This is a genomic window from Actinophytocola sp. (assembly GCF_045807065.1).
Lineage (GTDB): Bacteria > Actinomycetota > Actinomycetes > Mycobacteriales > Pseudonocardiaceae > Actinophytocola.
Genome location: NZ_JBJMIE010000816.1, coordinates 1 through 26,256, shown reverse-complemented (window position 1 = coordinate 26,256; position 26,256 = coordinate 1). Strand labels below are relative to the sequence as shown.

Sequence of the window (26,256 nt, the reverse complement as noted above, 5' to 3'; positions counted from 1 at the left end):
CGAGCCGGACCCGCGCGCCCACCGGCACCGGGGACAGGAACCGCACGCGGTCGAAGCCCTTGTTCAGCACCAGGGCCGCACCGTCTACTGTGTACACTTCGGTCAGCATCGGCAGCACCAGCGACAGCAGGTACATGCCGTGCGCGATGGGACCGCCGAAGGGACCGCCCGCGGCTCGCCGCGGATCCACGTGGATCCACTGGCGGTCGCCGGTCAGGGCGGCGAACACGTCCACGTCGTGTTGGAGCACGACCTGGTACGACGACGTGCCCAGCCGCGTTCCGACGGAACCGACCAGCTCGCCTGGTGTGGAGAACGTCCTCATGACCGTGCCGCCTCGCTCACCTCGCCGAGGTACCGAGCCACCTCGCGGTAGGAGGCCGGCACCGACACCTCGCAGTACGGGATTCCGCGCTTCGCGCAGTAACCCTGGACGATAGGCCTGGCCCTGCGAAGATTCGCTCGAGGCATGGTTGGAAACAGGTGGTGTTCTATCTGGTAGTTCAGGCCGCCGAACATGAGGTCGGTGAACCGCCCGGGCCGGATGTTGCGTGCGGTCAGCACCTGCCGGTGCAGCCAGTCCGGCTGCTCGGCCGACCGGTAGACCGGCATGCCCTTGTGGTTCGGGGCGAACACCAGCCCGAGGTAGAAGCCGAACACCGTCTGGCTGACCAGCACGAACAGCACCGCCAACCAGAACGACAGCGTGGTGAACACCGCCGTCAGCAGCAGCACCCCGTGCAGTATCACCAGGCTCAGCTCCAGCCACGGCCGCCGCAGGAACCGCGCGGCCTGGAACCCGGCCGCGTGCACCCGCCACGCCTCCTGCGCCAGCAGCACGAAGAACATCACCGCCTGGAAGCGGATCACGAACCGGCGGAACCGGGTGCGTCCCTTCACTGGCAGCTCGGACGGGTCGAAGATCACCTGCCGCCGCGTGGTGTCCGGGTCCCGGTCCAGGTTGTTCGGGTCGCTGTGGTGCCGGTTGTGGTGGCCCACCCACCACCCGTAGGAGGCGCCGATCAGCAGGTTCAGGTGGACCAGGCCCAGCACGTACTGGAGCCTCCCGCTGGTCACCTGGTGGTGGCCGACGTCGTGCCCGAGGAAACCCGACTGCACGAACGAGATCCCCAGCGCGACCGCGACGAGCACCTGCCACCACGAGTCGCCGACGACGAGGAACGCCGTCCAGCACGACACGGCCAGCAGCAGGTTCAGTGCGATCTTCCCCGCGTAGTAGGCACGCCGAGGGGCCAGCAGTCCGGCGTCGCGGACCGCGGCGGACAGTTCCTGGAACGTGCCAGCGAAGGTGATCATGCGGCCGTCAACACCAACACCGCGTTCTGGCCGCCGAAGCCGAACGAGTTGCTCACCGCCGCCGACACCGGCAGCCGGCGCGGCTTCGACCGCACCACGTCGATGTCGACCGCCGGGTCGGCGCAGTTGGCCGTCGGCGGCACCACCCCCGTCTCGATCGACAGCACCGTGCAGGCCGCCTCGATCGCGCCGGCCGCACCCAGCGAGTGCCCCGTCACGCCCTTGACCGACGTCACCGCCGGCCGGTCGCCGAACATCCGCCGCACCACCTTCGCCTCCACCTCGTCGTTGAGCGGGGTCGACGTGCCGTGCGCGTTCACGTGGTCCACGTCGGCCGGCAGGAGGTCCGCGTCGGCCAGCGCGGAACCGATCGCGGCCGACACACCCACGCCCGTCGGGTCCGGGGCGGTCGCGTGGTGCGCGTCGGCCGAGGCGCCGTACCCGCTGACGTGGGCCCGGATCCGCACCCCGCGTGCCTTCGCGTGCTCGACCCGTTCGAGCACGAGCACCCCCGCGCCCTCCGCCGCCACGAAGCCGTCCCGGTCCCGATCGAACGGGCGCGACGCCGCGGTCGGGTCGTCCACCCGGCCCGACAACGCGCCCATGCGCGTGAACCCGGCCAGGATCGGCCTGGTCAGACCGGCTTCCGCGCCGCCGGCGATGACGATGTCGCACCGGCCGGTGCGCAGCAGGTCGCGGGCGGTGCCGATGGCCGTCGTGCCGGACGCGCACGCCGTGGTCGTCACCAGGTTGGGGCCCTGCGCGCCGGAGTCGATGGCGAGGTAGCCGGCCACCATGTTCACACCCATCATCGGGATGAGCATCGACGACATCCTGCTCGTGCCCTCGGACAGCATCGTGTTGTGCTGCCGCTCGAAGGTGCCGATGCCGCCGAGCGCGTTGCCCATCACGACGCCGACGCGGCTCGCGTCCCACTCCTTCGGGTCCAGGCCGGCGTCGGCGATGGCCTCGCGGGCGGCGACGAGCGCCAGGTGGACGTACCGGTCGAGCCGCCACGCGGTGCGCCGGCCGAGCAACGCGTCCGCGTCGAAGCCCGGCACCCGGCACGTGAAGTCGATCGGCATGCCGTCCAGTTCCTCGTCGTGCGCGGCCATCGACACGCCGGCGCAGATGCGGCGCCAGCTCTCGTCGACGCCGATCCCCGCCGGGGTCACCATGCCGAGGCCGGTGACCGCGGCGTGGAATCCGCTATCCATCAGTTGGGACGCCCTTCGCACCCAACAAGGCCAGCGCCTCGGTCACCGTCGCATGTGGAGAGACCTCGTCCTCGCCGATCGGTACGCCGAACTCCTTCTCCGCGACCAGGGCGAACTCGACGATCGCGAGCGAGTCGAGGTCCAGCTGCGCGAACGTCGCGTCCAGCCGCACCTCGTCGGCCTCGACGCCGAAGTACGCGGTGAGTATCTCACGCAGGCGGTCCAAAGTAGACATGTCGATCTCCCTACATCGCTTCGATGTCCGGCCACCGCAGCACGGTGGCGCCCCAGGTCAGGCCGCCGCCGAACGCGCCGAGCAGCACCCGCTGCCCGGGCCGCAGCTCGCCGTTCTCGCACCCGGAGGCCATGGCGAGCGGCACGGACGCGGCGGCTGTGTTGCCGACCTGGTCGATGTTCTTCACGAACTTGCCGACCGGCTGACCGAGCATGTCGGCGATGCCGTTGATGATCCGCACGTTCGCCTGGTGCAGCACGAACCGGTCGACGTCCCGCAACCGCAGGCCCGCCTTGCGCAGCACCGACTGCGCGGACGCGGACATCTGGAAGATCGCCTTGCGGAACACGGCCTTGCCGGCCATCGTGAAGTACTCGGTGCCGGGCTCGGCCGGCTCGTGCGTGGACCGCTGCCGCGACCCGCCGGCCGGCACCATGATCAGGTCCGCGTCCTGGCCGTCGCTGCCGAGGTCGAACGGACCGAGCGCGCCCAACTCGTGCGGTGTGCCGGCCCGCAGCACGACCGCGCCGGCGCCGTCGCCGAAGATCGCGGCGGTGGTCCGGTTGTCCGGGTCGACGATCGTGGAGAACGTGTCGGCGCCGATCACCAGCACCCGCTCGGCGATCCCGGTCGCGATCAACCCGGCGCCGGCCGCGAGGCCGTAGAGGAAGCCGGTGCACACCGCGTTGACGTCGAACGCGGTCGCCCGCGCCAACCCGATCCGGTACGCCACGTCGGGGGCGGTGGCCGGGCACGGGCGGTCCGGGGTGGTGGTCGCCAGCACGACCGCGTCGACCTGCTCCAGGTTCGCGGACTTCAGCGCGCGCTGCCCCGCCTCGACCGCGAGGTCCGACGTGGACACACCTGAATCGACGACCCGCCGCTCGCGGATGCCGGTGCGACCCCGGATCCACTCCTCGGACGTGTCGAGGCGGGAGGCGATGTCGGCGTTGGTGACCACGCGGGACGGCAACCACGTGCCGAGTCCGCAGAGCACCGCGGCGGAACCCGGCCCGGGCAGGTCCGGCACCGGGAACGGCAGCACCCTGGCTTCCTCCATCATGACGCGGCCTCCGCGAGGCCGATGTACGCCAACCGGGACTCACGCATCTCCCGCGACCACTCCTCGGCCATCGCCTGGCGCTCCTCGGGTGTGGTGTCGACGAGACACCTGCCCGGCCACACCTCGTAGTCGCCGACGAGGTCCGCGTGCCGCTCGAGCCCCTGCTGGAACAGGACCTCGCGGCGGTGCACCACCTCGTGCACCGGCAGCGTCGTCCACAGCCGCATGCCGTCCCGGATGAGGGAGGCGACCCGGTCGCGGTCCTCGGGATGCGCCTCGAGGTGCCGCTTGGCGATGGCCGCGCCGACGGTCAGGTGCCGGATCTCGTCGATGCCGGCACCCCGGTCGATCTCCGCGGCGGCGGGGTCGAGCGGCCGCCACTTCCGCTCGGCCAGCTCCGCGGTCGGCGCCAGCGCGCCCTCGAGGATGATCGCGATCGTCACGACGCCACCGATGAAGTCCTCCCGCATGACCGGAACGCTGAACTCCGCCAACGGATCGAGGACGGCTGCCACGTCGTCCGCGACCAGCGCGGTGATCTCGTCGAAGCCCAGCGCGAGCACGTGGTTGCGGAACACCATCGCGTGCCGTGCCTCGTCGAGCACCTGCGTCGCGTAGAACTCCATGGTGGCGACGGTCGGCGCGGCGGCGACCAGGTAGGCCAGCGCCCGGGCCGCCTTGTCCTCCGCGACCGAGCGGAACGCGTACTCCCGCGCCAGGGCATCCCGCAGCGGCCCGGGCGCACGCATGTGCGCCGGCACGGTCAGCGCCGGGTCGTGCCCGTCGAGCCGACCGCGCAGGGTCCCCTGCGGCACGGCCGCCAGCCAGGATCTGATGCCGCAGTCCTCGGCCGTCAGCTCCAGGTTCATCGCACCGTCGAGCAGGTTCGGCGCGGTGTCCCAGTCGGCCAGCTCGGCTCTCACGACGTCACCAGTTCGGCCGTGAACCGGGCGTATGCGGGGTGTGGGGTCGGCTCGAAGGACACCGAGAACGGCTTGAGTGAGTTGCCGAACAGGGCGCGGTCGCCGAAGAGGTGGATCGGGATGGCGAGCAGTGCCCACTCCCAGCCGAAGACCAGCACCCACACCCCGGCCACCGCGAACTGGGTCGAGAACGTGTGCATCGTGTTGTACAGCACGTAGTAGACCTTCGAGATCCGCTTGGTCTTCGAGCGGTGGAAGGCGATCGCGCCGGGGAGGTAACCGATCGCGTCGATGTACACGAACAGGAGCACCGCGGGCAGCCAGCGGACCTCGCCGAGGTGCAGCACGAACAGCGCAAGGCAGATGCCCAGTGCGATCAGGTTCTCCAGCCGCATCAGCAGCGCGGTGTTCCTGCTCTCGAAGCGGTTGATCGCGTCCATGTCAGGCCGCCCTTCCCAGGTCGGTGAGGGCCTCGCCGCCCGCCAGCACGGTGATCTCGCCGAAGAGTCCGGAGAGGACGTCGCACACGACCCGCTTGATCACCCGCTCGGCGATCGGGTCCATGATCCCGGCCATGCTCTCGATGCCGAAGTCCCACGAGACCGCGAAGTCCACCCGCGCGCCCCCGACGACCGGGGTGAGCTGCCACGACCCGGCGAACTCCGCGAAGTCGCCGGACGTCTGCTCGAACGTGATGCGTGCGGCCGCCGGCTCGACCACCTCCGTCTCGTGCCAGCGCATCAGCCCGCGCCGGAAGTTGACCGTCCACTGTGAACCGCCGGCGGCCGGGACGACGGCACGGACGTCGCCGGCCAGCGCGGGGTACGCGCCGAAGTCGGCGATCGCCGCCAGCGCCCCCGGCACGTCACCGGTGCGGATCCGCACGCTGATACTGGTAGCCCGCATGGCATTCCTCCTCGTCACCGCAGCACCGCGCGGGCGGCGCCGTCGAACGCGTCCAGCAGGAACCCGACCTCGCGCTCGTCGAGTACGGCCGGTGGCGTGAGCCGAAGCACCCGGTCCGAGTTCAGCGAGTGGTTCGCGATGACCCCGCCCGCCATCAGCTCCAGCAGCAGCTCGCCGGCGAGCCCGTCGACGGCCAGCTCGATCCCGATCAGCAGCCCGACGCCCCGCAGCACGGCCAGGTCGCCGAAGACGTCCCGCAGCAGGCTGCCGAGCGAGTCACGCAGCTGCCGGCCGAGCCGGTCCGCCCGCGTGACCAGGTCGTCCTCCTGGATGGCCGCGATGGCACCCCGCACGGCCGCCATGCCCAGCGGCGCGCCGGAGAACGTCGAGGTGTGGATGAACGGGTCGCGGTCGAACGGCGCGAACGCCTCGTCGGTCGCCACCAGCGCGGACACCGGGACCACGCCCCCGCCGAGCGCCTTGCCGGCCAACAGCACGTCCGGCACGACGCCCTCGCGGTCCGCGCCCCACCACGCACCCAGCCGCCCCAGCCCGGTCTGGACCTCGTCGAGCACCAGGAACGCCCCGTGCCGCCGGCACAACCCGGCGACCTCCCGCAGGTAGCCGGCCGGCGGCACGATCACGCCCGCCTCACCCTGCACCGGCTCCAGCAGCACGCACACGGTCCCGTCGGCGTGGCCGGCCAGCTCCTGGGCCAGCGCGTCGGCGGATCCGTACGGCACGTGCGACACGTCCGGCAGCAGCGGCCGGAACGGGTTCTGGAACAGCGGTCTCCCCGTCACGGACAGCGAGCCGAGCGTCTTGCCGTGGTAGCCGTTGACCGTGCCGACCACGTGTCGCCTCCCGTTGGCCCGCGCCAGTTTCAGCGCGGCCTCGACCGCTTCCGTGCCGCTGCAGGCGAAGTGCACCCGGTCCAGCCCGGGGGGTGTGACCGACGCCAGCGCCTCCGCGGCGAGCGCGGCCTGCGGCTCCAGCAACAGCCTGGTGGCCACGGGGTTGCGGTCCAGCTGCGCGCGCACCTCCGCCAGCACCCGGGGATGCCGCGCGCCGGTGATGAACACCCCGTACCCGCCGCAGTTCAGCAGCTCCCGGCCGGAGCTGGTCCGCACCCACGCCCCGCTGGCGAACACCTCGACGTCGCCGCCGAACATCTCCCCGAGCGAGGCCCGACCGGATGACAGGTGCCTGCGATAGCGGGCGAGCACGGAATCCACTGTGGACAGACTCATCACTCGACCACCATCGGGTAGCCCTTGTAGTAGTCGAGCAGCGCGTCCACGGTGCTGGTCCGCGACGGCGGGTGGAAGGCGATGCAGTGGGACGCGGCGGCCAGGTAGGCGACATCCGACGACCCGATGTAGGCCATCCCGCCCAGCAGCTCGACCGCCTGGTTGACCGTGGCCGCGATCGCGTCCTGCACCGCGAACCGGGTGACCAGCGCCGCCGCCAGACCGTCGTTGTCGGTCTCGCCGGCGATGATCCGCCGGGCGAGCCCCTCGGTCAGCGCCGCGGCCGACTCGATGCGCACGGCGAGCGCGGCCCGGTCCGACGCGCTCCCGCGGCCCCGCTCCAGGACCTGCTCGACCAGCGCCGACGCGATCCCGGTGTACCCGGCGCAGACCGTCATCTGGAACCAGATCAGGCCGACCGTGGTCAGCTCGGTCATCGCGTCCGCCAGCGAGGCATCCGGGGCGATGATCTGCTCCGGCGTGACGAGCACGTCGGTCAGCCGCACCTCGTTGCTCTCCGCGCCGGCCAGCGCGAACGTCGACCAGAAGGGGTGGATCGAGACGCCCGGCGTGTTGGCGGGCAGCATCAGCAGGCCCATCGCGACCGTGCCGTCCGGCTGCGCCATGCCGACGCTGGCGGTCAGCAGGTCCATGGACGAGGACAGGCTGCACGGCTTCTTCGACCCGTTCACCAGGAAGCCGCCCGGCACCTGCGCCGCCGTCATCGTCGGCGACAGGATGCCCTGCTGCGTCCGGCCCTCGGCGAACCCGGACGCCACCAGCAGCCGCTGCTCGACGACCCGCCTGAGCAGGATCTCCTCCAGGTCCGAGCCGTCGCCGAGCAGCTCCGCGACCGCGAACAGTGTGCCGAGGGAGAAGTGGTGCATCATCGTCGCCACCGTCATCGACGGCGCCTGTGCGGCGAGCGCGCGGATCACCCGGCAGGCGTCCAGCGGGGACGCGTCCAGGCCGCCGTAGGCCGCGGGCACCAGGAGGTTCGTGCCGCCGTGCGCACGGAAGATCTCGATGGCCGGGCTGTCCTCGGCCTCCAGCTCGGCCAGCGGCAGCTCCGCGAGCCGCTGCCGCAGGTCCGGCAGGAGCTTGTCGCAGACCGCGCGGTCCGTCTCCAGGAACGGCATGTCAGTCTCCCTCTACTAACTTGCGGTAGGCGCCGAACACGGCGTCCCGTGGCCGCACGCCGTGGGCGCGTGACACGCCCTGCAGGTGCGAGCTGCGCAGCATGGGGTAGTTGGCCTCACCGAACGCGCCGCCGGTCAGCCCGGTGCCGCCGTGTGTCGGCAGGTAGGGCAGGAAACCGATGTGCGAGTCGTTGATCTTCAGCACGCCGCCGTTGCCGACCCGCGCGGTGAACTCGTCGATCACGCGCGCATCGTTGGCCCACAGCGAGTTCCGCAACCCGTACGGGTTCGCGTTGACGTGGTCGATCATGTCGCCGAGCCGGTCGGTCTCCGGCACGATCACCGGCAGCAGCGGGAAGAACGTCTCCGACCGGACGGCCCTGACCTCGCGGGCACGGGCGAACCCGTCGACCCGCAACACGGTCGGCTCCAGGAACGGCCCGGTGTCCGACGGTGCGCCGTCGACCTCCAGCCGTCGCGCGCCGGTGACCAGCGTGGCGCCGTGGTTGAGCGCGTCCCGGATGTGGGCGAAGAACCGCTCGCTGCGCAGCACCGGCGACAGCAGCACGTCCTCCTCGTCCGGGTAGCCGGGCCGGATCTCCCGAGCGGCGCGGGAAAGCCGCTCGCACAGCTCGTCGGCGACCGCCGGGTGCGCGACGACCTGGTTGGGCACCATGCAGATCTGGCCGGACCCGTAGAAGGACTCGGTCAGCGCCTCGACCGCGCCGTCGAGGTCCGCGTCCGCCCAGACCACCACGCAGTCGTTGCCGGCCAGCTCCAGGATCGGCTTCTTGCCGCGCGCCACGCACTCCCGCTCCAGCTCCAGGCCGCGCTCGACGTCGCCGGTGAAGAAGATGTCGTCGACGTCCGGGCTCTCCAGCCAGGCCGTCAACGTTGGCCCGGGACGGGCGCAGAAGAAGTTGAGCACCCCGGCCGGTGCGTCCACTTGGGACAGTGCGGGGACCACCAGCTCCCGCAACGCGTGCATGACCCCGAGCGGGGCGCTGCGGGGTGCTCGCACCACCACCGCGTTGCCGGAGATCAGCGGGGTGACCCCGAACAACGCCGACGCGGCGGGCGCGTTCTGCGGCGGGTTCACGCACACCACGCCGTCCGCGACGCGGCGGACGGTCAGCGTGCGCGGCCCGACGGTCAGTGACCGGTGCAGCTGCGTGGCGCAGTAGGACAGGGTCTCCTCGCTGAACAGCTCCAGCAGCCCGGCCACCTGCCAGCGGGCCAGCGCCACCGGGCTGCCCTCCGCGACCAGCACGTCCACGAGCTCGGAGTGCCCGTGCCGCAACCGATCGCGGATCAGCTCACCCAGCCGCAGCCGGGTCCCCAGCGGCGTCGCCGCCCAGGCCGGCGCGGCGGCCGCGGCCGCCTTCGTCGCCGCCGCCACGGTCGAGGCGTCCGCGACCGAGACCCGACCGACCACGTCTTCGGTCGCGACGTCCTCGATGCCCTGCTCGAGCCGGCGCTTGAGCGTGAGGCTCGCGAACACGTCGGTGAGGACCGACCGCGCGGCGACCGTGTACAGGTACCGGCCGGAGTCCACATCGGTCCCACCGACGAACGAGGCGTGCGTGAGCGTCACGTTGTCGAGTCTGACCGCGAACCCTGATGCGCTGCTGACGTGTGCCTAAAGGAAAAGCGCTGGCCGCCGCGTCGGAATCCCATACTGGGCCGCATGCGTACCGTACTCGAGGAGTATTCGGACAACCCGAGCGCGTTCCTCGCGCTGAACTCGGGCAACAGCCACTTCACGGTCCCCGGTCTCGACGGCGTGATCACCTACCGCGAGGCGGGCCGGCGCCTGGTCCAGTTCGGCGGCCCGGTCGGCGATCCCGCGCTGCTGGCGCACTTCACGGCGTTCGCCCGGGCCACGCGGCGCAGGGTCGTGGCGATCCAGGTCCAGGCCGACGACGTGCCGGTGTACGAGGCGGCCGGCTACACGGTCAACCAGGTGGGCGCGTCGTACGCCGTCGACCTCGCCCGGTTCACCCTGCGCGGCAAGAAGTTCGTCCGCCTGCGCAACAAGATCGCCCGCGCGACCCGCAGCGGCCTGATCGTCAAGGAGGTCGGCCAGCCCGACTGGCACGACCGGATGAAGGCCCTGGACGCGCGGTGGCTCGCGGCGAAGGGCAAGCACACCAAGGAACTGGAGTTCCTGGTCGGCGAGTACGGCGGCGCGCACCAGCAGCACCGTCGCCTGTTCGTCGGGACCATCGAGGGCGAGCTGGCCGGCTACGTCTCGTACTCCCCGGCGTACGGTTCACGCCCCGGCTGGCTGCACGACCTGTCCCGCCGGCGGCCCGACGGCCCACCCGGTGTGATGGAGGCGATCAACTCGACGGCCATCGACGCGTTCCGGTCCGAGGGCGCGGCCTGGCTCCACTTCGGCTTCACCCCGTTCACGGGACTCGCCGCCGACTTCGACACGAGGACGCGGAGCGGCTGGTTCGCCTGGCTGGTCCGCCAGCTCGCGGCCCGCGGCGCGGCGGTCTACCCGGCCGCGACACAGCTGGCCTACAAGGAGAAATGGGGCCCGCACGCGGTCATCCCCGAGTACATCGCCTTCCAGGGCCGGGCGAGCGTGTACGGCTTCCTGCAGGTCTTCAAGGCCGCCAACGCGCTATAGAACGGCCGGCAGGCCGGCTCGCGCCCCGCTCGCGAGATCAGGAACACGTCACCGCGGTGTCAGCGTGCTGTCCGAGCATCGACGGGCACTACCTGAGAAGGGCGGCGCCGTGGCAGAGACGGTGATCTTCAAGTTGTTCGGGTCCGTCGGGCTCGTGAAGGACGGCCGGCTGATCGCGATCCAGGGAGGCCGGCAGCGGACGCTGCTCGCCACCCTGTTGATCAACTCCGGCAAGGTCGTCACCAAGGAGCAGTTCTTCGAGGAGCTGTGGGAGGGCCGGCCGCTGGTCAAGGCGAACAACGCCCTGCAGGCCCTGGTAACCCGGTTGCGGAGGCTGCTCAGGGCGACCTTCGGCGAGGAGTTCGCCCGCGAGCGGCTGGTGACGCTGCCGACGGGTTACGTCCTCCACGCCGAAACGGAGGAAATCGACGCCAAACTCTTCGAGTACCTCGTCGCCTGCGCGCACACCGCGCTCACGACCGATCCCGTGCGCACGCGGGACCTGTTGCACGAGGCACTCGAGTTGTGGGACGGTCCAGTACTGGAGGGGGTGTCGGGTGGGCCGCTGTGCCACAGTTCCGTACTGCACTACGAGGAGAGCCGGCTCGCGGCCATCGAGGACAAGTTCCACGCGTGCATCGTCGCCGGCATCCAGGGCGGCGTGATCAGCGAGCTCAAGAAGATGGCGATGCTGTACCCGTGGCGGGAACGACTGGCGGAGATGCTGATGGTGGCGCTGTACCGCTCCGGGCGGCAGGCGGACGCCTTGCGGGAGTACAACGTCGTGCGGCGCAGGCTCGTGGACGAGCTGGGCATGGAGCCGTCGACGATGTTGCAGGACCGCATGCAGGCCATCCTGAAGCACGACCCCTCACTGACGGTCGGCTGACAAAAATACCAATCGGTCGGATTCCTCTTGACAAACCGGGCGGTCGGTTTTGTAGGCTTGAGGGGTAGGCGAGCAGATGTCGATCACCCGGTCGGCACGCCGTCCCAGTCGCCCCGACAGGAGAAGGACGTGGACATTGACGTGTTAGGGCCGTTAGTCGCCCGCTTGGGAGGACACTCCGTGGTGCCGACGGCGGCGAAGCCCCGCAAGGTGCTCGCGATGCTCACCGTGCACGCCGACCAGGTCGTGCCGATGGCCTCCCTGTTCGAGGAGCTGTGGGGCGAGGACATCCCGCGCAGCGCCAACACCACTGTTCAGACCTACGTCCTCCACCTCCGCAACCTGATCGGCGCGGCGTTGCGGAACGCGGACGGCCCCACCGACGCCAAGCGCGTGCTCGTCACCTACCCGGGCGGCTACCTCCTCGACACGATGGGCGGCCGGGTCGATGTTCGCGAGTTCGACAAGCTGGCGACACTGGGCCACCGCGCTCGTGAGCTGGGCGACTTCGAGGCAGCGTCCCGCCACTTCGCCGACGCGCTCGCCATCTGGCGGGGCCGTGCGCTCGTGGACGTCCAGACCGGGCCACTGCTCGAGGTCGAGTCACACCGGCTGGAGGAGGCCCGGCTGAACGTGCTGGACCGGCGCCTCGACGCGGACCTGCGGCTCGGTCGCCACCACGAGATGCTCGGCGAGCTGGCCGGTCTCGTCGGCCGGTACCGCACGCACGAGGGCCTGCACGCGCACCTCATGCTGGCCCTGTACCGCTCCGGGCGACGCGGCGAGGCCATCGACGTCTACCGCCGGATGCGGACCGGTCTCGTGAACGAGCTGGGCCTCGAGCCGTCGCCCAGCCTGCGCCGGCTCCAGCACGCCATCCTGATGTCCGACCGGCGCCTCACCGAGGCGGGCACCGAGACCGTGCTCGAGCGAGCGGGATGACAGGACGCAAGAGCATCGAAGGACCGGGATAGGGCCGCACGGGAGGGCGCCCTGTCCCGGTTACTCGTGTCTGGGGGACGAGGAACTGACGTGACGAAGCAGTCGAGATCGGAGAACACGCGGTTGCACCTGGTGCGGTCCGCGGCGGAGCTGTTCGACCGCAACGGGTTCTCCGGCACCACGCTGGCAGAGGTGTCCCGTGCGGCCGGGGTGACCAAGGGGGCGTTCTACTTCCACTTCGCGTCCAAGGACGAGCTGGTCGGCGCGATCCAGGCCGAGGCGTGCGCGTTGCTGCGGACCGCGGTGTACCGCGTGGCGGCCTCGCGGCTGCCGGCGCTGCAGGCGGTGGTCGACCTGACGCACGAGCTGGCCGGGTGGCTGCGGGACGAGCCGCTGGTGCGGGCCAGCTTCCGCACCGCACGCGAGTGCGGCCACCGCGGCGCCCCCTTCCTGGACTTCTACGGCGAGTGGCAGGCGGCGCTGGAGGCGCTGCTGCGTGACGCGAACCGGCGCGGCGAGCTGGCTGACGACGTCGACCCCGAGCAGGCGTTGACGCTGGTGCTGGCCGTGTCCGCGGGCCTGGAGATGCTGTGGTGGAGCGGGATCCGGCGGGGGAGCATGACCGACAGCCTCACCGGCCTGCTGTCCATGGTGCTGCCGGGCCTCGCCGCACCTGGCCTGGCACGACGGCTCCGGGCGGACGGTTCGTAGGCCGCTACCGCGTGATTTGATGCTTATGTCCGGTATGATCCGTTGTTGTCGCAACCGTCTAGCGCTGGGTAGCCACCCGGTGACCTAGTGCGAGTAGGCTGCGACTGGCCCGCGTGGTCGTTCGGGGATCATGGACTACATGCCAGGACGTTTGTGGTGACTAAGCAGGCGAGGTCGGAGAACACGCGGTTGCACCTGGTGCGATCAGCGGCGGAGTTGTTCGACCGCAACGGTTTCGCCGGTGCGACTCTGGAGGACGTGAGTCGTGCCGCCGGGGTGACGAAGGGCGCGTTCTACTTCCACTTCTCGTCGAAGGACGAGCTGGGGGGCGCGATCCAGGCCGAGGCGTGCGCGCTGCTGCGTGCGGCCGTGTACCGCGTCGGCTCCCGGCGACCCCACGTCCAGTCACTGGTGGACCTCACCCATGAGCTGGCCGACTGGCTGGAGCGAGAGCCGGTCGTGCGGGCGAGCTTCCGCACGGCCCGCGAGAACGGACATCGGGGCAAGCCCTTTCTCGACTTCCACACGGACTGGCTGGCGACGGTTGAAACGTTATTGGTGAGTGCGCGGCGTGCCGGCGAGCTCCGCGACGAGATCGACGTCGAGCAGGCGGCCACGCTCGTGGCCGCTGTCTCAACGGGCATGGAGATGTTGTGGTGGGTCGGCATCCGGAGGGGGAGCGTCCGCGACAGCCTCGCCGGGATGTGGCGGCTGACCCTGCCCGGTCTGGTTTTGCCGGACCGAATGTCCGAAATTGACCCGAGTGGGACGATTCGGGCGGCCAGTTCCGTTGACATCACGTGAAAGCGCGATATCGATCTCGAGAACCCATACCCAAGTGAGAGTTCGGCGGATAACATACCGGCTGGTATGGTGAGCCAGCTCACGTCAGGGGTTCTCGATGACCGCTGCCGATCACGTGCGATTACTACGCGGCCTCCGGGCCGTCCGCCGGTTCGCGCCGCTTTCGCTGCCGCGGCACGTCGTCGACGACGTCCTGGAGGTCGCCCGCTGGACGGGTAGTGCGAGCAACCGTCAGCCGTGGGAGCTGATCCTGCTGCGGGACAAGGGAATCCTGCGCGCGATCGGCGGCCTCGACGGCGCCGCGGGGTTGCGCCACGTCGCGGACGCCGCGATCGCGGTCGTGCTGGTGCCGAATGGACGGCTGACCGAGTTCGACGAGGGCAGGTGGACCGAGCGCGTCATGCTCGCCGCCGCCGCACACGGACTCGGTGCCGGCATCGCGCGCGTGCCGGACGAGCACACGGCGACCGTCGCGGAACTCCTTGCCGTGCCGGGCGACCGGGTCATCCGGACGCTGGTCTCCCTCGGCTACCCGGCGGACGCGAGTGCGCACCTGGTCAGCGTGGAGCGTGACACGGACCACCGCCAGCCGCTGGACAAGCTCTCGGTCGGGCGCAAACCGCTGACCGAGCTGTTGCACGTGGATCGATACGGGCGGAAAGGTGAGAGTCCATCATGGGCGGACAGGTGAACACTCTTCAGGACGTGGTGTACGGCTTCATGCCGGCCCAGATCCTGCATGTCGGTGCACGGCTCAACATCGCCGACGAGTTGGCCGGCGGGCGGCGAACGCTCGCGGAGCTGGCGGCGGCCACGGGTACCCACCCGCCGTCGCTGCGCCGGCTGTTACACGGCCTGGCCTGCCTGAACGTGCTCGACGAGACGGCCGAGGGCGCCTACGAGCTGACCCCGGCCGGGCAGCAGCTGCGGACCGACGTGCCGAACTCGATCCGCGCGGCCGTGCTGCTGTTCTGCTCGGAGGCCATGTGGCGCAGCTGGAGCGCGCTCGAGTACAGCGTCCGCACCGGTGACATCGCCTGGGACCACGTGCACGGCAGCAGCTTCTTCGACTACCTGGACCGGCACGCGACCGAGTCCACCACGTTCAACTCCGCGATGGCCGACCGGACGCGGGCGGCCGTGCCGCAGATCATCGGCAGCTACGACTTCTCCCGCTTCACCCGGCTGGTCGACGTCGGTGGCGGGAACGGCCAGCTGCTCGCCACGATCCTGACCAACACCCCGGAGCTGCGCGGCGTGCTCTTCGACCAGCCGGCCGGGGTGTCGAAGGCGCGGGACATGATGTGGTCGAGCGGGGTGGCCGACCGCTGCGAGATCGCCTCCGGTGACTTCTTCGCCGCTGTGCCAACGGGTGGCGACGCCTACCTGCTGAAGAGCGTGATCCACAACTGGGACGACGACAAGGCCGCGACCATCCTGCACAACTGCCGGAAAGCCATGGGGGACGGGGGAACCCTGCTGCTGGTCGAGCGGATCATGCCGCCGCGGGTCGAGTCGCCGGCGTTCGGCCGCATCGTGTGGAGCGACGTGAACATGCTCGTGAACACCTTCGGGCGGGAGCGCACGGAGGCCGAGTACCGGGCGTTGCTGGCCGCGGCCGGCTTCGAGCTGGCCGGGCGCAGACCGACGAGCGACAACCCCGTGGACTATCAGTTGTTGGAGAGTGTCCCGGTGTAGCTACGCCGCGGAAGTATCCCACTTGACGTTGCCGCCGGGACGGAAGCGGGACAGCCGGCGGGCCGGCACGAGGCCGGGCAGCGAGATCTTCCACATGTCCGTCAGCCGGTCCCGCAGGTCCTCGCGGTGGGTGAGGATGTCGGACATGGTCTGGATGCCGAAGACGGCGCCACCGATGAAGCTGGCCACCTCCGCCGGGTCCAGCTCCGGGCGGAGGTCGCCGGTGGTGAGCGCGATCTTGAGGAACTCGTAGATCAGGTCGTTCCACCGGGTGAAGACCTGGGGGTACGGGCGCTCGAAGTTCGCCTCGGTGACCAACCGGTTGCTGGCGCGGACGCGGATGTTGGTGCACAGGCTGTGGCAGAACGAGTGGCAGAGGTCGATGACGCTCTGGATCGGGTTGGTCGTGTTCTCCAGCGTCGGCAGCTCGATGTTGTACTGCTCCTCGACGAGAGCCTTCGCGAGCTCCTCCTTGGAGGAGAAGTGGAAGTACAGCGCGCCCTTCGTGACCCCGGCCCTGGTGAGGATGTCGGACAGGCTCGCGCCCGCGAAGCCGCGCGCCTCGAACGCCTCGGCTGCCGCGTCCAGGATCACGTTCCGCGTCCGTTCCGCGCGGTCCTGCTTGGGCAACCAAACCTCCCACTCGGTGTCGTCGAGGTCAGCATGACAGTGAAACCGCTTCGTGTCAGCACTTCTTGACCTTCGCTCCAGAGTAGCTCAAGAGCTACGCAATTACCTCTCGAAAAAAAACCGGGTGGTAGGTATTCTTCTTGTGTGGCGCAAGTCACGGAGGGGACAGCTCCTCGAGTAAGACCGCAACAGCTCTCGGGCGGAGGTTCTGTGCGATGACCGCGTTGATCAACGACAGCTACGTCGAGTCGTTCGGAGAGTTATCCGGCGATGACTTTCACTTACCCAGGGCCGGAGTCACGGCCAACACCGTGCACCGGACACACGACCGCGACGTGTTCGTCACGTCGGTTCGAGTGGTCGGACCATCACACTTCGAGGCCCGCGCCGAACTCCCGGCGGCCCACTCGTTCTACGGGCCGGTGGGCGACCGGCACGACCCGCTGCTCGTGCTCGAGACCGTGCGCGAGGCCATCTTCGCCGTCGGGCACGGCTCCTACGACATCCCGCGCGACACCTCGTTCATCGCGCGTGGCAAGGAGTTCGAGTTCTACCCGGCCGGTCTGCGTGCCGACGGCGACCCGGTCGAGCTCGTCATCGACATCACCGCGACGGACATCAAGCGGCGGCGTGGCGTCATGAGCGCCGCGCGGTTCACCGCCATCTGCTTCCGCGACGGCGAGCCCGTCGGGACCGCCGCCTACGACGCGAGCTTCGCGCCCGCACCGGTGTACCGACGGCTGCGTGGGGAGTACAAGGAGGCGAAACCGGCGCTGGCCGTCGACGTGCCGCCGGTGCACCCGTCGCGTGTCGGCCGTACCGACGAGGTGGACGTGCTGCTCGCCGAGACGGACGAGGCCTGGTACCTGCGGGTGGACCCGTCCCACCCGGTCATCTTCGACCACGTCATCGACCACGTGCCGGGCAACGCGGCCGTGGAGGCGGGCCGCCAGGCCGCGTACCTGAAGATCGGCCGCCCCGACGCGGTGCTCACCAGCGGTGGGATGTCCTTCATCCGCTACATCGAGTTCGACGCGCCCTGTGAGGTGGTCGCCGTCCAGACGGACGCGGCATCCGACGGCAGGCGCCGGGTCGCCGTCGCGTTCCTGCAGAACGGCGAGCTCTCCGCGGAGGGCGTCTTCGAACTGCTCCTCCCTCCCGCGGCGGATGCGTGAACCGGTCTCCCGACGGATGTTCTTTTCCTTTGTGAGCGCCGACAATGAGGTCGGTGACTTCTAGTCGGTGAGGACGTCCATGACCGAAGACCTTGGCTTTCCTGGCAATCGCGAGATCGTGGAGCGGCAGCTCGCCGTGGCCACGACGCAGGCCCTCTACCTGGCGGGCGAAACGGCGCGGGCTGGGCACCGTACGCTCGCCGAACGAGCCGCGGAACTGGTGCGCGGCATGGAGATGGTCCCCGCACTGGAGCGGTTCTGGACCGCGCCACCGGCGCCGGCCGCGGTCGCCGCAGCGTCCAGGGACGGCATCCCCGCGGACATCGCCGAGGCGTACGTGCGTGCCGAGGCGGAAGTGAAGAACATACTGGCGCAGGTCTTCCCGGACTGACCTCGATGCCCTGAAGGTGCTTCCTCGAGACGGCGAACGTGCCGAGGGGCAGCTTCAGGGCATCGAGGCGATCACGCGTCGCAGGCCGGGGCCGGGCTCCACGTCCAGCTCCGCCCGCAGCCGGCGTCGCGCCCGGTCGTACACCTCGACCGCGTCGGTCCGGCGGCCGCAGCGGCGGAGCGCGACGATCAGCTGCTCGTAGAACCGTTCCCGCAGCGGGTGCGCCGCCGTCGACCGGGCCAGCTCACCGACCACCTCGCGGTGCCGGCCGGCCCGCAGGCTGGCGTCGTACAACAGTTCCAGGGCGGTGAGCCGGCGCTCGTCCAACGCGTCGGCCTCCGCCGCGCAGATGTCGCCCAGCACGCACCCGGACAGCGCGGGACCACGCCACAGCGCCAGGGCCGACCGCAGCGGGGGGATCGGGTCGGCGGCCCGGCGCGCCGAGTCCACCGCCGAGTCGAAGTCGACGGTGTCCCGTTCGCCCGGGCGCAACACGAGGGTGTAGTGGGACGGGCCGGTCACGATCCGGTCCGGCTCGCCGCCGGCCGCCGTCAACGCCCTGCGCAGCCGCGTGATGTGCGCCTGCAGGGCATTGGACGCGTTGGCGGGTGGGGTGTTCCCCCACAGTTCCGCCACCAGCCGGTCGGTGGACACCGTGCCCCGCAGGGCCAGTGCGGCCAGCGTGGCCCGCCGCTTGGTGCCGCTCACCGCGACCGGGTTGCCCTGTGCGTCGAGGAGCGCGAGAGGACCGAGGAGCAGCAGGCGCATCAGCGTGCCAGGCCGTGCTGGTGCGCGTAGATGACCGCGTGGATCCTGTTGCGCAGCCCCAGCTTGCTCAGCAGGTTCTGCATGTGCGACTTGACCGTGTGCTCGGACACGGTCAGGTCCGCGGCGATCTCCGCGTTCGACATCCCCCGCGCCACGAGCGCGAGCACGTCGCACTCCCGCTCCGACAACCCGTCCCGCTGCGCCAGCTCGCGCCCGGCCAGCGGCACGACCTGCCCGACCTGGCCGGCAGGCCGCATCGCGAACCCCGCCGCGGCGACCCGCACCGCGGCGACGACCTCCTCCGGCGTGGACCAGGCCGGCAGCGACCCGCACACGAACCCGTCGACGGAAAGCGACACCGCGCCGTCCCGCACGCCGATGCTCAGCACCCGCACGACCCGGCCCGTCCGCCGGATCGCGGTCAGGATCGGGGCGGCGGCCTCGACGTCGACGCCGTGGAGCAGCACGACGTCCGGGTGCCGGCTCGCGAGCGTCGCGAACACACCGGGCCCGGGCCGGTGGTCGCCGACGACCACCATGCCCGGCTCGTCGTCCAGCGCGGCGAGCACGCCCCGCCGGGCGAGCACGTCGTCACCGACGACCTGCACGCGGATGCCGACCAGTTCGTCGTTGCTCGTGAGGTCGCCGCTTGTGAGGTCGCCGCTCGTGATGTGGTGGCTGGTGTTGTGGTGGCTCGTGATGTGGTTGTCGTAGGGCCGGGGGAGCACCCGCACCGCGTGACCGGCAACGGCACGCAACGTGGGTGGCTCCACACTGGTAGTCCACTGGTCCATCTTCGCCTCGCCCCTGAGATTCCTCCGGCGACTTACACGCTAAGGCGAGACGTGCCGGTGACCACGCGGAGTCGAGCCGTCTTCTACCAGGTCAGCTGTCCACCACGACCAGCGCGAACCCGTCGTACCCCTTGCCGCCGACGGTTTGGACCATCGTGGCCGACACCCGGGGTTCGTTCGCGAGCAGCGTGGCGAGCTCACGCGTGCCGACCACCGACGGGTCCGTGCTGTCCGCGTCGAGCACGCGCCCGCCGCGGACCACGTTGTCCACGATGATCACGGTGCCCGGCCGGGAGTGGTCGAGCGCCCACCGCACGTAGGCCGGGTTGTTGGCCTTGTCCGCGTCGATGAAGAACAGGTCGAACGTGCCGTCCAGTGTGGGCAGCGTGTCGAGTGCCTTGCCGACCTTCACCTCGACCCGGTCGGCGAGCCCCGCGGCGGCGATGTTGCCCTTGGCCACCTCGGCGTGGTGGGGGTCGGCCTCCAGGGTGATCAGCTCGCCGTCCGCCGGCAGCGCGCGGGCCAGCCAGATGGTGCTGTAGCCGGCGAGCGTGCCGAACTCGAGGATCCGCCGCGCGCCGTGGATCCGCGCGATGAGGTTGAGCAGCTTGCCATGGTTGGGAGCGACGTTGATCTGCGGCAGCCCGGCCCTGTCACTGGCCGCGAGGGCGTTCTCGAGAGCCTCGTCCGGGCCGACGAGCAGGCCGGAGATGTAGTCGTCGACGTCGTTCCACACGGGTTGGGTCATGCCACCATCATTCCCGGTCGGCGCTCCTCGGCCAGCGGGTGTGGTTCGGTACGTGGGGCTCCGCGCGCGGGAATGTGGATGGCGGTGGGGCTGGTTGTGCTGTGCGGAGTGGCGGTACCGAGCGCGGCGTGAAGGAGATGGCGACATGAGCGACTGGAACACGGCGATCATCGAGGAGTTCCGTGCCAACGGGGGCAAGGTGGGCGGCCAGTTCGCGGGTGGCAACCTGTTGTTGCTGACGACCCGTGGGGCCCGGACGGGCAACCCGCACACCACGCCGTTGGCGTACCTGGCGGACGGTGACCGCCTGGTGGTGACCGCCTCGGCCGCGGGCGCCCCGCGGAACCCGGCCTGGTTCCACAATGTCCGCGCGAACCCCACGGTCGAGGTCGAACTGGGAACGGACACCTTCAAGGCCGTGGCGTCGATCCCCGACCGCGAGGAGCGAGACGGGCTCTGGGAGAAGGTGACCTCGGCGATGCCGGGATTCGCGGACTACCAGAAGCAGACGGACCGGGTGATTCCAGTGGTGGTACTGACTCGGTAGTGGTACTGACTGGGTAGTGGTACTGACTCGGTAGTGGTACTGACTCGGTAGTGGCGCTGGCCGCTGCCCTCTGGTGCTGCCTTTTCACGCTGCCCTCTGGCGCTGACCTGGTCGTTGTCCGTAGACCGCTCGGTTGTCCCCAGCCTGCCCGGTTGTCCACAGTCAAGATCAACTACCCGTGTTTGTCGGTGCCTTCCGATAGAATGGGACCGGGGCCGCCCCCGGGATGGGTGGGGGTTTGACTTAAGTTACGAGGGCCTGTTTTTGTTGCGTTTTCGCAGGTCAGCTGGGGTGTCGTGTGTGTGGGCGTCGCCGGTGTCGGTGTTTGTGGCTTGGTGGTGCGCGCCTCGTCCTCGGTGTTCGGTGGTGGCGGCGGGATTGTACGGGCGGCGACTCACGCCTCAAGGGCGCCTTCGGCGTCGGGCTTCGCCCGATGTCGCTTCGCTCCACCCTTGACCCGCGAGCCTCCGCCGCCCTGGGCAGGCCCCTCCGGGGGCAGGCTGGCGCCTGCCTGCCTTGCCCCCGCCGCCACCACCGAACCGCCTCGCCGGAACCGCCAAGCCCACCTTGGTCACGGAGCTGGGTCCGGCTCCGTCACCTTGGCGACCGGGCTTGGGGCCCCTCCCTCGCCTCGGCTACGGAGCTTGGGCAGTCGGTGAGGGGCTTGCCGCCCGGCATCCAGGGAAAGAAAGCCCATCACTCCTTCGGGCTCAGGACGAACACGGGGATCTCGCGTGAGGTCTTCTTCTGGTAGTCCGCATAGGGTGGGTATGCCTTCACGGCGATCTCCCACCAGCGGGCCCTTTCGTCGCCGGTGACCTCTCTGGCCACCATGTCCTGCTTGACCGGGCCGTCCTGTAGTTCCACCTCGGGGTGGGACTTCACGTTGTGGTACCAGACCGGGTGCGTGGGCGCCCCACCCAGCGACGCCACCACCGCGTACTGGCCGCCGTCCTCCACGCGCATCAGGGGGGTTTTGCGGATCTTGCCCGACTTGGCGCCCAGTGTCGTCAGGATGATCACCGGGAGGCCGTTCATCGTCGTGCCGCTCGTGCCGCCTGAGCTCTCGTACTCTTCCACCTGGTTGCGGGCCCGTTCGGACGGGCTCGGCTCGTACTCACCTTGCAGAGGCATGCCTCCAGTAAACACGCAGCCGTTCCTCCGCGCCTGCCGTCGCCCCCAGAGACGACAGGCCCAGCAGTGCCGAGCCCACCACCGGGGGATCCGTCACCACCGTGATCTGCGCCAGGGGGGCCGCCGATGCCAGTGCCGCCTCGACGACTCCGTGCAGCAGGGGGTCCCGGCTTCGCAGGACGCCGCCGCCCAGTACCACTGTCGCCGGGCGCGTGACCAGGTCCAGGCGGCGTAGTGCCGCGATTGCCAGCAGGGCTATCTCGTCGCCCTGGCGGATGACCACCGAACGGGCTACCTCGTCACCCTCGGCGGCTACCTCGAACAGGACGGGTGTCAGCAGCGGCAGCTGGGCGGCTACGGCGGGGTCCAGGTGGGCGGCCGCCGCCACCTCCGCGGCGCTGCGCAGGCCGAAGAAGCCCGCGATCGCGGAGGTCAGGGCGGTTGCCGGGCCGCGGCCGTCCTCCGCTCGGGTCGCGTGCCACAACGCGTGCGGACCCAGTTCGTCGCCGCCGCCCCAGTCGCCGGTGATCGTGCCGAGGGCCGGGAAGCGGACCATGCGACCGTCCGCCGCGCGGCCGATGCAGTTGATGCCCGCGCCGCACACCACCGCCACCGCGTCCGGGGCCTCCGTGCCCGCGCGCAGCAGTGCCAGCGTGTCGTTGTCCACTGTGGACTTGTCGGCCCAGCCCGCCTCCGTCACCGCGTCCGACAGCATCGTCAGCTCTTCCGGCAGGTCCGCGCCCGCCAGGTACACCGCCGCCAGCGCCAGGCGATCCGACTCGTCCAGGCCCGCCGCGTCGCGGGCTGAGGTCACCAGCGCGGTCAGGCGCCGCATGGACTCCGTTAGTCCGTACGTCTGGTGGTTCGTGCCGGGGCCGTTCGCGTAGCCCAGCACCGCACCGGTGTCGTCGCAGATCAGCACGTCCGTCTTCGAGTTGCCGCCGTCGACGGCGAGCAGCAGGCTCATCGCGCCCACGCAAGGAACTCGGCGTTCGCGGCCAGCAGCCGGTCGGTCAGCCCGCGTGCCAGGTCCGCCTGCCCCACCAGGGGGTGCGCCAGCAACGCGCGGAACACCCGGTCCGCGCCGCCCCGCAACGCCGCGTCGACCGCCAGCTCCTCGTACCCGGACACGTGCGACACCAGGCCCGCGAGGTCCGGCGCCAGCGGCGCGGTCGGTACCGGCTCGGCGCCGGACGGGGAGACCTCGCACGTCACCTCGACGACCGCGTCGTCGGCGAGGTTCGGCAGCGTGCCGTTGTTGCGCACGTTCACCGCGTGCCTGCCCGGCGCGCCGTGCAGCGAGGCCAGCAAGCCGATCGCCGCCTCCGAGTAGTACGCCCCACCCCGCTCCGACAGCAGCGCGGGCTTGGCGTCGAGTGCTGGGTCCTGGTACAGGGCGAGCAGTTCCCGCTCGATCTCCGCCACTCGCGCCCCCCGGGGCTGGGCGGTGCGCTCCTGCGCCACCACCGCGTCGTGGCAGTAGAAGTACCGCAGGTAGTAGGACGGCAGCGTGCCGGTCAGGCGCAGCAGCGAGGCCGGCAGGTCCAGGTGCTCGGCCAGCTGGTCGCCGTGCGTGGCGAGCAGCTCCGGCAGCCGGTCCGCGCCGTACACCGTCGCGGCGCGTTCCCACGTCAGGTGGTTCAGCCCGACGTGGTCGAGCAGCACGTCCTCCGGCCGCACCGCCAGCAACCCGGCCAGGAGCCGCTGGAGCCCGATCGCGACGTTGCACAGGCCCAGCGCCCGGTGCCCGTCGTCGAGCAGCGCGCGGGTCACGATGCCGACCGGGTTGGTGAACGCGATCACCCACGCGTCCGGCGCGGCGCGCCTGCGCGCCCGGCGGGCGATGTCGAGCACCACCGGCACCGTGCGCAGGGCCTTCGCCAGGCCGCCCGCGCCCGTGGTCTCCTGCCCGACGCACCCGCACTCCAACGGGAACGTCTCGTCGCTGACGCGCGTGGCCTGCCCGCCGACCCGCAGCTGGAGCAGCACCACGTCGGCGTCGGTGAGCCCGGCGTCGAGGTCGTCGGTCCAGGCCAGCTTCGTCGGGCTGTCGTACCGGTTGAGGATCCGCCGTCCGAACTCACCGACGATGCCCAGCCGCGACAGCGCCGGGTCGATCAGCATGACCTCGTCGACGGCGAACGGCAACCGCGCGAACCCGTCGATCAGCTCGGGCGTGTAGGTCGAACCTCCCCCTACGACCGCAACCCTCACCCTTTCACCCCCGTCAGTGTCACGCCTTGCACGAATGCCTTCTGCGCCAGGAAGAACACGATGATCACCGGTGCCATCACGATCAGGGTCGCGGCCATCACGAGGTTCCACTCCACGTGGTGCAGGTGCTTGAACTGCGACAGCGCGATCGACAGCGTCCAGCTCGACTGGTTCTCGCTCGTGTACAGCAGTGGCCCGTAGTAGTCGTTCCACGCGTAGAAGAACTGGAAGATGGCCGTCGCGGCGATGCCGGGGCGCGCCATCGGGACGACCACCCGCAGCAGCACCTGCCACTCGCCGCAGCCGTCGATGCGCGCGGCGTCCACAATGGAGTCGGGGATGGTCAGCAGGAACTGCCGCAGCAGGAAGATGCTGAACGCGTCACCCGCGAGCATCGGCAGGATCAGCGGCCACAGCGTGCCGGTGAGCCCGGCGTTCGCCCACATCAGGTACAGCGGCACGGTGACCACCTGCGGCGGCAGCATCATCATGCAGATGATCACGACGAACACCGCGTTCCCGCCGCGCCAGCGCAGCTTCGCGAGCGCGTACGCCGCCGGCACGCTCGACAGCAGCATGAAACCCGTGGCCAGCACGACGTAGACGACCGTGTTCACGAGGTAGTGGAACATCGGGAACTTCCGGAAGATGTCCAGGAAGTTCTCCGGGTGCCACGAGGTGGGCCACAGGTTCGACGTCAACGCCTGGTCGCTCGTCATGAACGACAGCAGGAACACGAACACGAACGGCGCCAGGAAGATCACCGCCACCGCGATCGCGACGCTGTTGCGTGCCACGACGACCAGCCACGGCTCCCGGACCATCGTCCCACGCCGCACGGGCCGGTCGAGTACCGCCGTCATCGCCGACCTCCCGCGAACGTCCGGAACCTCCGCAGCAGCACCAGTGTGACCCCGAACGCCACCACGAACAGCACGACCGCCAGCGCGTTCGCGTAACCCATGTCGTAGTAGCGGAAACCCTGGACGTACAGGTGCAGCGGGTAGGTCAGCGTCGACTGCTCCGGATAGCCGAACGTCTGGGAGATCCCGGCGCCGGTCACCGCGCTCCCACTGGCCACGCTCGCCGCGACCGCCGCCTGCGTGAAGTACTGCAGCGTCTGGATCACCCCGGTCACCGCGGCGAACAACAGCACCGGCGACAGCGACGGCAGCGTCACGAACCGGAAGCGCTGCCACGCGTTCGCGCCGTCGAGGGAAGCCGCCTCGTACAGCGGCTTCGGCACGTCCAGCAGTGCGGCCAGGAAGATCACCATGAGGTCGCCGACCGCCCACGTGCCGAGCAGCACCAGCGAGGGCTTGGCCCATGCCGGCGAGTCGAACCACAGCGGACCCTGGATGCCGAACCAGCTCAGCACCTCGTTCACCGGTCCGGTCGCCGGGTTGAACAGGAACACGAACGCGATGGTCGCGGCCACCGGCGGGGCGAGTGCCGGCAGGTAGAACACCGTGCGGAAGAACCCGCCGCCCCGCCGCAACGAGGTCAGCAGCATGGCGGTCAGCAGTGCCGCGACCATCCGCGCCGGCACCAGGACCACCACGAACCACATCGTGTTCCACGCGGCCGTGCGGGCCAGCGGGTCCTGCGCGAACAGGTACACGTAGTTCTTGAACCCCACCCACCGCGGCGTGGTCAGCAGGTCGAACCTGGTGAAGGAGAAGTAGACCGCGGCCAGCAGCGGGTAGAGGAAGAACACGACGATGCCCACGCCGGCCGGTGCCATGAAGCTCAGCACCGTCAGCCGGTGCCGCCACCGGCGCGACACCCTGCGCCGGGCCGGTGGCGGGTCCACAGTGGCCGGTCGGGTCGGGACCGCGGTCGTCGTCCGGACCGCGGCTTGCGGCGCGACCATCGTCAACGCCCGAGGTCGAGTGCGTCGTCGATGCGCCCGTCGAGGTCCTTGAGCCCACCGGAGAGATCCGGCGTGGCACCGGACAGATAGCCGTTGACGAACTCCTGCGTCATCTCGACGTACTTGGGACCGGACGCGTTCGGCGGGGTGGTCGACGTGTTGGGGTTCGCGAAGATGTTCAGGAAGGTCCTGAAGCGGTCGTCGGTCCGCAGGCCCGGCGAGTTCAGTGCGTCCTTCGTGGTCGGCACGT

At 70.2% G+C, this 26,256-nt stretch carries 30 protein-coding genes and 1 pseudogene; 10 read left to right on the top strand and 21 right to left on the bottom strand.

Going from position 1 to position 26,256, the window contains the following annotated elements:
- The 11 genes from ACJ73U_RS47155 to ACJ73U_RS47105 form a co-directional block, all read right to left on the bottom strand.
- On the bottom strand, positions 1 to 325 hold a 325-nt coding region (locus ACJ73U_RS47155; protein WP_407784340.1), incomplete at its 3' end, for a MaoC/PaaZ C-terminal domain-containing protein.
- Entirely contained in the window at positions 322 to 1,317 is a 996-nt protein-coding gene (locus tag ACJ73U_RS47150) for a fatty acid desaturase family protein (RefSeq protein WP_407784339.1), read from the bottom strand. The genes ACJ73U_RS47150 and ACJ73U_RS47155, both read right to left, overlap by 4 nt.
- Entirely contained in the window at positions 1,314 to 2,534 is a 1,221-nt protein-coding gene (locus tag ACJ73U_RS47145) for a beta-ketoacyl-[acyl-carrier-protein] synthase family protein (RefSeq protein ID WP_407784338.1), read from the bottom strand. The genes ACJ73U_RS47150 and ACJ73U_RS47145 overlap by 4 nt, the downstream gene beginning before the upstream one ends.
- The gene (locus tag ACJ73U_RS47140; protein ID WP_407784337.1) at positions 2,527 to 2,769 is read right to left on the bottom strand and encodes an acyl carrier protein; all 243 of its coding nucleotides are present in this window, start codon (positions 2,767 to 2,769) and stop codon (positions 2,527 to 2,529) included. Before ACJ73U_RS47140 ends, ACJ73U_RS47145 begins: the two co-directional genes overlap by 8 nt.
- A 10-nt stretch (positions 2,770 to 2,779) precedes the next feature.
- Positions 2,780 to 3,832, bottom strand: a complete 1,053-nt coding sequence (locus ACJ73U_RS47135) for a beta-ketoacyl-ACP synthase III (RefSeq protein WP_407784336.1) — start codon at positions 3,830 to 3,832, stop codon at positions 2,780 to 2,782.
- The gene (locus ACJ73U_RS47130) at positions 3,829 to 4,755 is read right to left on the bottom strand and encodes a VlmB-like protein (RefSeq protein WP_407784335.1); all 927 of its coding nucleotides are present in this window, start codon (positions 4,753 to 4,755) and stop codon (positions 3,829 to 3,831) included. Before ACJ73U_RS47130 ends, ACJ73U_RS47135 begins: the two co-directional genes overlap by 4 nt.
- Positions 4,752 to 5,195, bottom strand: coding sequence for a hypothetical protein (locus ACJ73U_RS47125; protein ID WP_407784334.1), 444 nt, complete (start codon positions 5,193 to 5,195; stop codon positions 4,752 to 4,754). Before ACJ73U_RS47125 ends, ACJ73U_RS47130 begins: the two co-directional genes overlap by 4 nt.
- Before the next feature lies 1 nt (position 5,196).
- Positions 5,197 to 5,661 (bottom strand): SRPBCC family protein, encoded by a 465-nt coding sequence (locus ACJ73U_RS47120; RefSeq protein WP_407784333.1) that lies wholly within the window; start codon positions 5,659 to 5,661, stop codon positions 5,197 to 5,199.
- Between the two features lie 14 nt (positions 5,662 to 5,675).
- Positions 5,676 to 6,911 carry an aspartate aminotransferase family protein gene (locus ACJ73U_RS47115; protein WP_407784332.1) on the bottom strand — a complete coding sequence of 412 codons (1,236 nt, stop codon included), beginning with the start codon at positions 6,909 to 6,911 and terminating at the stop codon, positions 5,676 to 5,678.
- A complete protein-coding gene (locus ACJ73U_RS47110) occupies positions 6,911 to 8,050 on the bottom strand; it encodes an acyl-CoA dehydrogenase (RefSeq protein ID WP_407784331.1) in 1,140 nt (379 codons plus the stop codon). Before ACJ73U_RS47110 ends, ACJ73U_RS47115 begins: the two co-directional genes overlap by 1 nt.
- Before the next feature lies 1 nt (position 8,051).
- On the bottom strand, positions 8,052 to 9,644 hold the full coding sequence (locus tag ACJ73U_RS47105; RefSeq protein WP_407784330.1) for an aldehyde dehydrogenase family protein: 1,593 nt from the start codon (positions 9,642 to 9,644) through the stop codon (positions 8,052 to 8,054).
- A 93-nt stretch (positions 9,645 to 9,737) separates the two neighbouring features.
- Here ACJ73U_RS47105 and ACJ73U_RS47100 point away from each other — a divergent pair, with 93 nt between their 5' ends.
- From ACJ73U_RS47100 to ACJ73U_RS47070, 7 genes are all read left to right on the top strand, one after another.
- On the top strand, positions 9,738 to 10,688 hold the full coding sequence (locus tag ACJ73U_RS47100; RefSeq protein WP_407784329.1) for a bifunctional lysylphosphatidylglycerol flippase/synthetase MprF: 951 nt from the start codon (positions 9,738 to 9,740) through the stop codon (positions 10,686 to 10,688).
- A 109-nt stretch (positions 10,689 to 10,797) separates the two neighbouring features.
- A complete protein-coding gene (locus tag ACJ73U_RS47095) occupies positions 10,798 to 11,577 on the top strand; it encodes a BTAD domain-containing putative transcriptional regulator (RefSeq protein ID WP_407784328.1) in 780 nt (259 codons plus the stop codon).
- Positions 11,578 to 11,757: 180 nt separating this feature from the next.
- Complete coding sequence (locus ACJ73U_RS47090; RefSeq protein WP_407784327.1) at positions 11,758 to 12,519, top strand: BTAD domain-containing putative transcriptional regulator; 762 nt, start codon at positions 11,758 to 11,760, stop codon at positions 12,517 to 12,519.
- Between the two features lie 90 nt (positions 12,520 to 12,609).
- Complete coding sequence (locus tag ACJ73U_RS47085; protein ID WP_407784326.1) at positions 12,610 to 13,230, top strand: ScbR family autoregulator-binding transcription factor; 621 nt, start codon at positions 12,610 to 12,612, stop codon at positions 13,228 to 13,230.
- A gap of 156 nt (positions 13,231 to 13,386) precedes the next feature.
- Positions 13,387 to 14,034 carry a ScbR family autoregulator-binding transcription factor gene (locus ACJ73U_RS47080; RefSeq protein ID WP_407784325.1) on the top strand — a complete coding sequence of 216 codons (648 nt, stop codon included), beginning with the start codon at positions 13,387 to 13,389 and terminating at the stop codon, positions 14,032 to 14,034.
- A gap of 97 nt (positions 14,035 to 14,131) precedes the next feature.
- A complete protein-coding gene (locus ACJ73U_RS47075; RefSeq protein WP_407784324.1) occupies positions 14,132 to 14,725 on the top strand; it encodes a nitroreductase family protein in 594 nt (197 codons plus the stop codon).
- On the top strand, positions 14,710 to 15,732 hold the full coding sequence (locus ACJ73U_RS47070; protein WP_407784323.1) for a methyltransferase: 1,023 nt from the start codon (positions 14,710 to 14,712) through the stop codon (positions 15,730 to 15,732). The genes ACJ73U_RS47075 and ACJ73U_RS47070 overlap by 16 nt, the downstream gene beginning before the upstream one ends.
- On the opposite strand, the gene ACJ73U_RS47065 is transcribed toward ACJ73U_RS47070, so the two are convergent.
- The gene (locus ACJ73U_RS47065) at positions 15,733 to 16,362 is read right to left on the bottom strand and encodes a ScbR family autoregulator-binding transcription factor (RefSeq protein WP_407784322.1); all 630 of its coding nucleotides are present in this window, start codon (positions 16,360 to 16,362) and stop codon (positions 15,733 to 15,735) included. It lies immediately after the preceding gene.
- Between the two features lie 215 nt (positions 16,363 to 16,577).
- Between ACJ73U_RS47065 and ACJ73U_RS47060 the strand changes: the two genes are divergently transcribed.
- Both ACJ73U_RS47060 and ACJ73U_RS47055 read left to right on the top strand, forming a co-directional pair.
- The gene (locus ACJ73U_RS47060; RefSeq protein ID WP_407784321.1) at positions 16,578 to 17,537 is read left to right on the top strand and encodes a ScbA/BarX family gamma-butyrolactone biosynthesis protein; all 960 of its coding nucleotides are present in this window, start codon (positions 16,578 to 16,580) and stop codon (positions 17,535 to 17,537) included.
- A gap of 79 nt (positions 17,538 to 17,616) precedes the next feature.
- On the top strand, positions 17,617 to 17,928 hold the full coding sequence (locus ACJ73U_RS47055; protein WP_407784320.1) for a hypothetical protein: 312 nt from the start codon (positions 17,617 to 17,619) through the stop codon (positions 17,926 to 17,928).
- A gap of 54 nt (positions 17,929 to 17,982) precedes the next feature.
- On the opposite strand, the gene ACJ73U_RS47050 is transcribed toward ACJ73U_RS47055, so the two are convergent.
- The 3 genes from ACJ73U_RS47050 to ACJ73U_RS47040 form a co-directional block, all read right to left on the bottom strand.
- A complete protein-coding gene (locus ACJ73U_RS47050) occupies positions 17,983 to 18,696 on the bottom strand; it encodes a BTAD domain-containing putative transcriptional regulator (protein WP_407784319.1) in 714 nt (237 codons plus the stop codon).
- On the bottom strand, positions 18,696 to 19,490 hold the full coding sequence (locus ACJ73U_RS47045) for a response regulator transcription factor (RefSeq protein ID WP_407784318.1): 795 nt from the start codon (positions 19,488 to 19,490) through the stop codon (positions 18,696 to 18,698). The genes ACJ73U_RS47050 and ACJ73U_RS47045 overlap by 1 nt, the downstream gene beginning before the upstream one ends.
- 91 nt (positions 19,491 to 19,581) lie before the next feature.
- On the bottom strand, positions 19,582 to 20,238 hold the full coding sequence (locus tag ACJ73U_RS47040) for an O-methyltransferase (RefSeq protein ID WP_407784317.1): 657 nt from the start codon (positions 20,236 to 20,238) through the stop codon (positions 19,582 to 19,584).
- A 145-nt stretch (positions 20,239 to 20,383) separates the two neighbouring features.
- On the opposite strand from ACJ73U_RS47040, the gene ACJ73U_RS47035 reads away from it, so the two are divergent.
- Positions 20,384 to 20,785: a nitroreductase family deazaflavin-dependent oxidoreductase gene (locus ACJ73U_RS47035; protein WP_407784316.1), complete on the top strand. Its 402-nt coding sequence runs from the start codon at positions 20,384 to 20,386 to the stop codon at positions 20,783 to 20,785.
- 696 nt (positions 20,786 to 21,481) lie between these two features.
- On the opposite strand, the gene ACJ73U_RS47030 is transcribed toward ACJ73U_RS47035, so the two are convergent.
- The 6 genes and pseudogenes from ACJ73U_RS47030 to ACJ73U_RS47005 all read right to left on the bottom strand — a co-directional run.
- Positions 21,482 to 21,919, bottom strand: coding sequence for a nitroreductase family deazaflavin-dependent oxidoreductase (locus tag ACJ73U_RS47030; RefSeq protein ID WP_407784315.1), 438 nt, complete (start codon positions 21,917 to 21,919; stop codon positions 21,482 to 21,484).
- Positions 21,903 to 22,886 carry an N-acetylglucosamine kinase gene (locus tag ACJ73U_RS47025; RefSeq protein WP_407784314.1) on the bottom strand — a complete coding sequence of 328 codons (984 nt, stop codon included), beginning with the start codon at positions 22,884 to 22,886 and terminating at the stop codon, positions 21,903 to 21,905. The genes ACJ73U_RS47030 and ACJ73U_RS47025 overlap by 17 nt, the downstream gene beginning before the upstream one ends.
- Entirely contained in the window at positions 22,883 to 24,133 is a 1,251-nt protein-coding gene (locus ACJ73U_RS47020) for a 6-phospho-beta-glucosidase (RefSeq protein ID WP_407784313.1), read from the bottom strand. The genes ACJ73U_RS47025 and ACJ73U_RS47020 overlap by 4 nt, the downstream gene beginning before the upstream one ends.
- Positions 24,130 to 24,996, bottom strand: a complete 867-nt coding sequence (locus tag ACJ73U_RS47015; protein WP_407784312.1) for a carbohydrate ABC transporter permease — start codon at positions 24,994 to 24,996, stop codon at positions 24,130 to 24,132. The genes ACJ73U_RS47020 and ACJ73U_RS47015 overlap by 4 nt, the downstream gene beginning before the upstream one ends.
- Positions 24,993 to 26,006 (bottom strand): carbohydrate ABC transporter permease, encoded by a 1,014-nt coding sequence (locus tag ACJ73U_RS47010; RefSeq protein ID WP_407784311.1) that lies wholly within the window; start codon positions 26,004 to 26,006, stop codon positions 24,993 to 24,995. The genes ACJ73U_RS47015 and ACJ73U_RS47010 overlap by 4 nt, the downstream gene beginning before the upstream one ends.
- A gap of 2 nt (positions 26,007 to 26,008) precedes the next feature.
- Positions 26,009 to 26,256, bottom strand: a pseudogene (locus ACJ73U_RS47005) (hypothetical protein); the annotation flags it as partial.